This is a genomic window from Halorubrum sp. SP3 (assembly GCF_005435195.1).
GTDB lineage: Archaea > Halobacteriota > Halobacteria > Halobacteriales > Haloferacaceae > Halorubrum > Halorubrum sodomense.
In genome coordinates, this window is sequence record NZ_SGTU01000204.1 from 1 (window position 1) to 702 (window position 702).

Below are 702 nucleotides of genomic sequence, written 5' to 3' on the forward strand. Positions count from 1 at the left end.
GGAGGCCAACGGCGCAGAGGACTCAGAGCAGCATACCGGGTGCCAGTATCATGATTTCTGTCCATCAGTCTCTATAGAGCCGGGTGCCTCCTGATTGGAACTCTCTCTTCAGGATTTGCGCTGTAGTTAGGAACACGATAGCAGGAGTCACAAACTTCGGACTTCTCTTTCGGGATAGAGTTGGAGCCAATAGCCTCTTGAGGGAACCACTGCGAATCAGATAGCCACGTACCGATGACTGCGTCGGACACTCAGCTACTCTCACAAAACCAGCGCGACCACGGCGATGTCGTCGCCCTCTTCGGAGTTGCTATCGTGCTTATTAGTGTCCACCTTTGGCTTCCAAGCAGACTAGCTTCGGAATTTGTGTTCACGTACGGCAATCCTAGTCTGGTCACCGCTTGGACGGCAGCGACGATTCACGATAGTACCGGTCATCTCGTCTCGAATTTGGCTTGGTATGGTGTCGTGATTGGGCTCGCCTACGCGCTGTACACCATCTGGAGCCGACATCGGTTATTCTGGCTGTTGTACGGGAGTCTCCTCGTCATCAGCCCGCTCATCACGGTCGCTGTCGACTATTGGTTCCTGTATCAGCAATGGGAGCTTGTCGGCCCCAATTCGATCGCGTTCGGATTTTCGAGCGTCGTGAGCGCTTTCGGCGGCTTGCTTGTTGTTGGGCTCGCGGGAGTCGTGGCAGAG

Annotated in this window: 1 pseudogene; it reads left to right on the forward strand. The window is 54.8% G+C overall.

Features of this window, described 5'->3' with window-relative positions:
- Positions 1–234 precede the first annotated feature (234 nt).
- Positions 235–702 (forward strand): annotated as a pseudogene (locus tag EXE42_RS19715) (hypothetical protein); the annotation flags it as partial.